The following is a 7,371-nucleotide window of genomic DNA, read 5'->3' on the forward strand; positions in this document are numbered from 1 at the left end:
GGAGCCGGGTTCGTCGCGTGGTGGTCAGAGCACCAGGTCGGTCAGCAGCACGAACACCAGGCCGGTCACCGAGATCACCGTCTCCATCAGCGACCACGTCTTCACGTTCTGCCCTACCGTCAGCCCGAAGTACCCCTTCACCAGCCAGAACCCGGCGTCGTTGACGTGCGAGAAGAACAGCGACCCCGCGCCGATGGCCAGCACCAGCAGGGACGTCTCCCCCGGGCTCAACGTCGTCACCAACGGCGCGAGGATGCCCGACGCCGTCACCGTCGCCACCGTCGCCGACCCCGTCGCCAGGCGGATCAGCACGGCCACCAACCACGCCAGCAGCAGCACGGACAGGCCGCTGCCCGCCACCCAGTCCGCGATCAGCTTTCCGATGCCGGTGTCGATCAGGGTCTGCTTGAACCCGCCGCCGGCGGCCACGATGAGCAGGATGCCCGCGATCGGCGGCAGGCCCGACTCGACCGACTTCGCGACCTCGCGCACCGACATCCGCGCGCCCCGGCCCAGCGTCACCATGGACACGACCACCGCGATCAGCAACGCGATCACGGGCGTGCCGAGGAAGTCGGCCACCGACCGGACCACGCTGCCCTTCACCAGGACGATGTCGGCCAGCGCCTTGCCCATCATCAGCACGACCGGCAGCAGGACCGTGGCCAGCGTGACGCCGAACCCGGGCTTGGGCCGGTCCGGGCGCTCGTCCGCCTCGAACAGCTCCGGCGCGGGCACGTCCACCCAGCGGGCGGCGTAGCGGGCGAACAGCGGGCCGGCGATGGCGACCGTGGGCAGCGCGATCAGGACGCCCAGGCCCAGGGTGATGCCGAGGTCGGCCTTCAGCGCGTTCACCGCGACCAGCGGGCCCGGGTGCGGCGGGACCAGGCCGTGCATCACCGACAGGCCGGCCAGGGCCGGGATCCCCAGGCGCGTCAACGACATCCCGGACCGCCGGGAGATCAGCAGGATCACCGGCATGATCAGCACCAGGCCGATCTCGAAGAACATCGGCAGGCCGATCAACGCGCCCACGACGGCCATCGCCCACGGCAGCGCCCGCCGCGACGACCGGCTGATGATGGCGTCCACGATCGCGTCCGCGCCGCCGGTGTCGGCCAGCAGCTTGCCGATCATGGCGCCCAGCGCGATGAGGGTGCCGACCCCGGCGGCCGTGTCGCCGAAGCCCTTGCCGAAGCTCGCCACCGCCTGCTCCAGCGGCAGGCCCGCGATCAGCGCCACCGCCAGCGACGAGATCGTCAGCCCGAGGAACGGGTTGAGCTTGAACCGGGTGATCAGCGCGACCAGCAGCGCGATGCCCACCAGGGCGGCGGGCACCAGCCGTCCGACGCTCAGGGCCTGCGCGGCCGGGGTCTGCGCGGCCAGGGCTTGCGCTGCGGCCAGGTGCTGAACGGCCAGGGTCTCCACGGCGGGGGTCATGTCGGCAGTCCTTCCGCGACGGCGAGGCAGGAGGTGACCAGGTCCTCGACCGGCCGGTCGAGGTCGAGCACGACGCCGGGCTCGTCGGCGTCGAGCGGTTCGAGGGCGGCGAACTGGGAGGCGACCAGGCTCACCGGCATGAAGTGGCCGGGCCGGGCGGCGACGCGGGCGCGCACCACGTCCGGGTCGCCCGCGAGGTGCACGAACACCGCGGGCGCGGCGGCGCGCAACCGGTCGCGGAACACCCGTTTCAACGCTGAGCAGGTGACCACGCCCCCGTCGGCGTGGTCGGCCAGCCACCCGGCGATGGCGGCCAGCCACGGGGCGCGGTCGGCGTCGTCCAGGGGCGTGCCGGCGGCCATCTTGGCGATGTTGGCGGGCGGGTGGAAGTCGTCGGCGTCGGCGAACGGCACGCCCAGGCGGCGAGCGAGCGCGGCGCCCAGGGTCGTCTTGCCCGACCCCGAGACGCCCATGACCACGATCGGCTGCGACACGCGGCCTCCCTTCGAGTTCGGTGCCGCACAGCCTGAACTATTCATCTGCTTTTTACAACGCCTCGGCCCTCAATGATCTGTTCTTTATCGTTCAGGTGCTCCTGACAGGCGCAATCGTGAGAGGATTCCGCGTCGTGGCGACCACGAAGCCGGGCCTGCACCAGACCGTCCTGGACGACCTGGGGCGGCTGATCACCTCCGGGGCCATCGCTTCCGGCGACGTGCTGCGCATCGACGAGCTGGCCGAGCGCAACGGCGTGTCCCGGCCGGTGATCCGCGAGGTGGTGCGGGTCCTGGAGTCGATGGGCGTGCTCACCACGCGCCGGCGGGTCGGCGTGACCGTGGCCGACCGGTCCGCGTGGAACGTGTTCGACCCGCGCATCATCCGGTGGCGGCTCGACGGCGCGGACCGCGAGGCGCAGCTGGAGTCGCTGGGCGAGCTGCGCGGCGGGGTCGAGCCGGTGGCGGCGGCGCTGGCGGCGGTGCGCGCGACGCCCGAGCAGTGCGGCGACATGACCCGCGCGGTGGTGGACATGGCCGTGCACGGCAAGGCGGGCAACCTGGCGGCCTACCTGGAGGCCGACCTGCTGTTCCACCGGACCCTGCTGGCGGCGTCGGGCAACGAGATGCTCGCCGCGCTCACCGACGTGGTCTCGGAGGTCCTCATCGGCCGCACCCACCACGGCCTGATGCCGGACCGCCCCAACCCGGCCGCGATCCGCCTGCACGCCGACGTGGCGCAGGCCGTGCAGTCCGGCGACCCGGCCGCCGCCGAGCAGGCGATGCGCGACATCATCGCCGAGGCGTCCCACGCCCTGCGCGGGGCGTGACGCCGGGGCGGCGTGTCGATGGCCGGCCGTGTGTCGGCGGGGGCCGTGGCCGGCGGCGGCCGTGGTCGGCGGCGGCCGTGGTCTGGTCGGCGGGGGCCGCGTAACGGTCGGCGAGATCGGCGCGACCCTGCGGTATGCGCATCCTGTTCGCCACCACGGCGAACATCGGCCACTTCGGACCGATGACGCCGTTCGCCCGAGCCTGTGCCGCCGCCGGGCACGAGGTCCGGGTCGCCGCCCCCGCGTCGTTCGCCTCGACCGTCTCCCGCGCGGGCCTGCCGCACGCGCCGCTCGCCGAACCCGCTCCCGGCGAGCACGGACCGATCTTCGCGCGGCTGCCCGGCCTGCCGCGCCTGGAGGCCGACCGGGTCGTCATCAACGAGGTCTTCGCGGGCATCGACGCCCGCGCCGCCCTGCCCACCATGCGGGCCCTGGTCGAGGAGTTCCGGCCGGACCTGGTGGTGCGGGAGTTCGCCGAGTTCGCGTCGTTCGCGGTCGCGACCGGGGCGGGCGTGCCGCACGTCGAGGTCGCGATCGGGTTGGCCGAGGCCGGCGCCGTCGCGTTCGGGATGCTCGACGACGCCACCCTGGACGAGCTCGGCTGCACCGGCGACGGCCTGCTGACCGCGCCGCTGCTGACGGTCGTGCCGGCATCGCTGGAGGCCGAGCCGACATCGCTGGAGGCCGAGCCGACATCGCTGGAGGCCGAGCCGGCGTCGCTGGAGGCCGAGCCGCCCGGCCGGCCCGTGCACCGGTTCGCCTATCCGGTCCCGTCCACGACGGCCCCGCCGCCGGACGTCCCCGGCACCGGCCCGCTGGTGTACGCGAGCTTCGGCACGGTCGCCGCCGTTCTGCCCCCGTTCGCGGGGGCCTACCGGTCCCTGGTCGACGCGCTGGCCGCGCGCCGGGTGCGGGCGCTGGTCACGGTCGGCGAGGCGGGCGACACGACACTGTCCACAGTGGATCATGTGCGGGTGGAGCGGTTCGTGCCGCAGGCGGACGTGATGCCGCACGCCTCGGCCGCCATCGGCCACGGCGGCTTCGGCACCACCATGACCGCCCTGGCGGCCGGCGTCCCGACCGTCGTCTCACCGCTGTTCTCGCTGGACCAGTTCCTCAACGCCGACGCCGTGACCCGGTCGGGCGCGGGCGTGGCGGTCCCGTCGCCGGCGGAGGTGGGCGACGCGCTGGACCGCGTGCTGACCGACCCGTCCTACGCGACCGCGGCCCGCCGGCTGGCCGACGAGATGGCCGCGCTGCCCCCGGTGCCCGACAGCGTGGAGGTGCTCACCCGGGCGGCTCGGTGACCAGGCGCTCCGGCGGCGGCAACACCCCGGAGTCGAGGTGGCGCAACCAGTCCTCGGGGCCCAGGACGCAATTGCCGGTGCGGACCGGCCCGGCTTCGGCGGCGACCGTGCGGACGGCGTGCCACAGGGCGTCGTCGGCGGTGCGGCGGACGAACGTGGTCCTTGTCGTGCCCCGCGAACACCACACGCCGCCGACGGTCGTGCCCAGCGCGGCGACGGTCTGGAGGAAGCAGCCGTCCGGGTCCTGACCGGGCCGCCGCGCGCCGCCGCCGTGGGCACGCCACACCACCTCGACACCCAGCGCCGCGCTCACCCGCGCGGTCCAGAACCCGCCGTCGGGCAGGGCCAACACGGTGAACTCGCGCTCGCTCACGTACGGCCGCACGGACGACCACTCGGTGTCCACGTGCCGTTCGGTGAAGGACTTCGCGGCCACGCGCAGCCGCCCGGGGACGAAAGCCACGAGGTGGAGGTGGTCGGCGCCCTCGCCCGCCTGGAGGTCCGGCATGTGGTGGTCGGGCGAGTGGTCGTGCGGCGGGACGAACTCGACCACCTCCTCGGCCACCAGTTCGTGCACCTCATCGGCCGTCGGCTCGCCCGGCACCGCGCTGTGGACCACGGTCCGCCGCAGGACGAGGGTCACGCGCCCGTCGCCCGCCTCGAAGCTCGCCAGCCGGGCGTCCACGAAGTCGTCGTGGCGGGCCAGCCACGACTCCAGCTCGTCCAGCGTTCGCATGACACCCCCTCGCGGCATCTTATCCGCAAGGTAGCGGCTCGACCACAAGTTGTTGCCGCGTAACGGCTTCCCCCGCGCCCGCCGATGGACAAACCAAAGCGGACCGGGAAGGGGGCCGCGATGAGACTGCGCCCCAGGCTGAAGACAGCTCTCCTCACCCTCGCCCTGCTGGCGCCCGCCGTGGTCGCGGTGCCGGCCGTGCACGCCGCGGTGCTGCCGCCGAACTTCAGCGACCGGGTGGTGTTCAGCGGGCTCACCAACCCCACCGCCGTGCGGTTCGCCGACGACGGTCGGGTGTTCGTCGCGCAGAAGAACGGTGTCGTCAAGGTCTTCGACAACCTGAGCGACCCGACGCCGACCACGTTCGCCGACCTGTCCGCGAGCGTCCACGACTTCTGGGACCGCGGCCTGCTCGGCCTCGAACTGCACCCCGGGTTCCCGGCGAACCCGTACGTCTACGTCCTGTACGCCTACGACGCCCGCATCGGCGGCACCGCCCCGACCTGGGGTGACGCCTGCCCCACGCCACCGGGCCCCACGACGGACGGCTGCCTGGTGTCGGGACGGCTGTCCCGGCTCACCGCCAGCGGCAACACGGCCGTCAACGAGCAGGTGCTGATCAACGACTGGTGCCAGCAGTACCCGAGCCACTCCGTCGGCACGCTCCTGTTCGGCCGCGACGGCGCGCTGTACGTCACCGGCGGCGACGGCGCGAGCTTCAACAACGTCGACTACGGCCAGTACGGCAACTTCCACGCGGGCAACCAGGCCAACCCCTGCGGCGACCCGCCCGGCACTGTCGGCACCGCGCTCACCTCGCCGAGCGCGCAGGGTGGCGCGTTGCGCAGCCAGAGCCCGCGGCGCACGCCCGTGACGCTGGACGGCGCGGTCCTGCGGCTCGACCCCGCGACCGGGCAGGGCCTGCCGGACAACCCGTTCGCGTCCTCCGCCGACCCGAACCTGCGCCGGGTCGTCGGCTACGGCCTGCGCAACCCGTTCCGCATGACCCAGCGGCCCGGCAGCGACGAGCTGTGGATCGGCGACGTCGGCTGGACCGTCTGGGAGGAGATCAACCGGCTCGTTCCCGGTGGCGGGCGGAACTTCGGCTGGCCGTGCTACGAAGGTGCGGCGCGGCAGGGCGGTTATGAGGGCGCAGGGCTGACGATGTGCACGCAGCTCTACGACGCGCCGGGGTCTGTTACGGCACCGTATTACGCCTACAACCACAACGCGTGCGTCGTGAGCTACACCGGGTGCCGCACCGGGAGTTCGTCCATCACCGGCATCGCGTTCTACAACGGCGGCTCGTACCCGGCGGCGTACAACGGTGCGTTGTTCTTCGGCGACCACAGCCGCAACGAGATCTGGGCGATGATGCCGGGCGCGAACGGCCTGCCCGACCCCGCGCAGCGGCAGTGCCTGGTGTGCGTGGATTCGTCGGGTGGCGGCGCCGGGCACCCGGTGGACCTGGAGATCGGGCCGGGCGGCGACCTGTTCTACGTGAACATGGACAACGGGACCATCCACCGCATCGTCTACACGGCGGCGAACCAGTCCCCGACCGCGCGCATCTCGGCCAACCCGACCAGCGGCAGCGCGCCCCTGACGGTGAACTTCAGCGGGACGGCGTCCACCGATCCGGAGGGTGGCGCGCTGACGTACAGCTGGGACCTGGACGGGAACGGCACTTTTGGCGACGCTACGGGTGCGGCGGCGTCTCGCACGTACACGACGGCCGGGACGTACACGCCTGCGTTGAGGGTGACCGATCCGCAAGGGGCGACGGGGACCGCGACGGTGACCATCACGGTCGGCAACACGCCGCCGTCGCCGGTGATCGACGCGCCGTCGGCCGCGGTGCGGTGGAAGGTCGGAGACGTCGTTGCGTTTTCCGGGCGGGCGGGTGACGTCCAGGACGGGACCGTGCCGGCGTCCGGGTTGAGCTGGACGTTGCTGGTGGACCACTGCCTCTCGGCGGCGGACTGCCACGAGCACGTGGTGCAGACGTTCAACGGTGTCGCGAGTGGACAGTTCACCGCGCCGGACCACCAGTACCCGTCGTCGCTGCGGCTGCGGTTGACGGCGACGGACTCGCAGGGGTTGAGCGCGTCGACCACGGTCCGGTTGGAGCCGCAGACCGTGCTGTTGACGTTCAAGACGAACCCGGGCGGGTTGCGGTTGTCGGGGTTGGGGTTCAACGAGTCGGCTCGGACTACGCCGTTCTCGGTGACGGTGATCGTGGGGTCGGCCAACTCGGTCAGCGCGCCTGAGTCGCAGGTGGTGAACCGGTCGACTTATACGTTCTCGTCTTGGTCGGATGGTGGGGCCAAGGAGCACACCATTGTCGCTCCTTCTGTTGCTACTACTTATACCGCTTACTACCGGAAGCGCTGAACGCGCTGGCGCGCTTTCGAGATTAAGAGCGGAGAGATCAAGAGCGAAGAGATCAAGAGTGAAGGGCGAAAGATCAAAAGCGGCGCTCGCCGCGCGGCAGGCCCCCGGGGGTGGAAGGGCGTCGGTTCGTTCCCCGTACGGCCTGCCGGAGGCAACCACGCTTTGGGGTT

General features: G+C 72.3%; 6 protein-coding genes. 3 read left to right on the top strand and 3 right to left on the bottom strand.

Going from position 1 to position 7,371, the window contains the following annotated elements; genetic code table 11:
- Nucleotides 1–24: 24 nt before the first annotated feature.
- Together AB0A74_RS35175 and AB0A74_RS35180 are read right to left on the bottom strand one after the other, a co-directional pair.
- On the bottom strand, nucleotides 25–1,440 hold the full coding sequence (locus AB0A74_RS35175) for a gluconate:H+ symporter (protein ID WP_358256433.1): 1,416 nt from the start codon (nucleotides 1,438–1,440) through the stop codon (nucleotides 25–27).
- Nucleotides 1,437–1,913 carry a gluconokinase gene (locus AB0A74_RS35180; RefSeq protein WP_358256445.1) on the bottom strand — a complete coding sequence of 159 codons (477 nt, stop codon included), beginning with the start codon at nucleotides 1,911–1,913 and terminating at the stop codon, nucleotides 1,437–1,439. Before AB0A74_RS35180 ends, AB0A74_RS35175 begins: the two co-directional genes overlap by 4 nt.
- 155 nt (nucleotides 1,914–2,068) lie before the next feature.
- Here AB0A74_RS35180 and AB0A74_RS35185 point away from each other — a divergent pair, with 155 nt between their 5' ends.
- Together AB0A74_RS35185 and AB0A74_RS35190 are read left to right on the top strand one after the other, a co-directional pair.
- Complete coding sequence (locus AB0A74_RS35185) at nucleotides 2,069–2,764, top strand: FadR/GntR family transcriptional regulator (RefSeq protein ID WP_358256435.1); 696 nt, start codon at nucleotides 2,069–2,071, stop codon at nucleotides 2,762–2,764.
- A gap of 134 nt (nucleotides 2,765–2,898) precedes the next feature.
- Nucleotides 2,899–4,071: a glycosyltransferase gene (locus AB0A74_RS35190; protein ID WP_358256437.1), complete on the top strand. Its 1,173-nt coding sequence runs from the start codon at nucleotides 2,899–2,901 to the stop codon at nucleotides 4,069–4,071.
- On the opposite strand, the gene AB0A74_RS35195 is transcribed toward AB0A74_RS35190, so the two are convergent.
- Nucleotides 4,052–4,807 (bottom strand): hypothetical protein, encoded by a 756-nt coding sequence (locus tag AB0A74_RS35195; protein ID WP_358256439.1) that lies wholly within the window; start codon nucleotides 4,805–4,807, stop codon nucleotides 4,052–4,054. The genes AB0A74_RS35190 and AB0A74_RS35195 overlap by 20 nt on opposite strands.
- Before the next feature lie 120 nt (nucleotides 4,808–4,927).
- On the opposite strand from AB0A74_RS35195, the gene AB0A74_RS35200 reads away from it, so the two are divergent.
- Nucleotides 4,928–7,201, top strand: a complete 2,274-nt coding sequence (locus AB0A74_RS35200; protein ID WP_358256441.1) for a PQQ-dependent sugar dehydrogenase — start codon at nucleotides 4,928–4,930, stop codon at nucleotides 7,199–7,201.
- Nucleotides 7,202–7,371 lie beyond the last annotated feature (170 nt).

This window comes from Saccharothrix sp. NPDC042600 (assembly GCF_040647305.1).
In the GTDB taxonomy this organism is placed as follows: Bacteria; Actinomycetota; Actinomycetes; order Mycobacteriales; family Pseudonocardiaceae; genus Actinosynnema; species Actinosynnema mutabilis.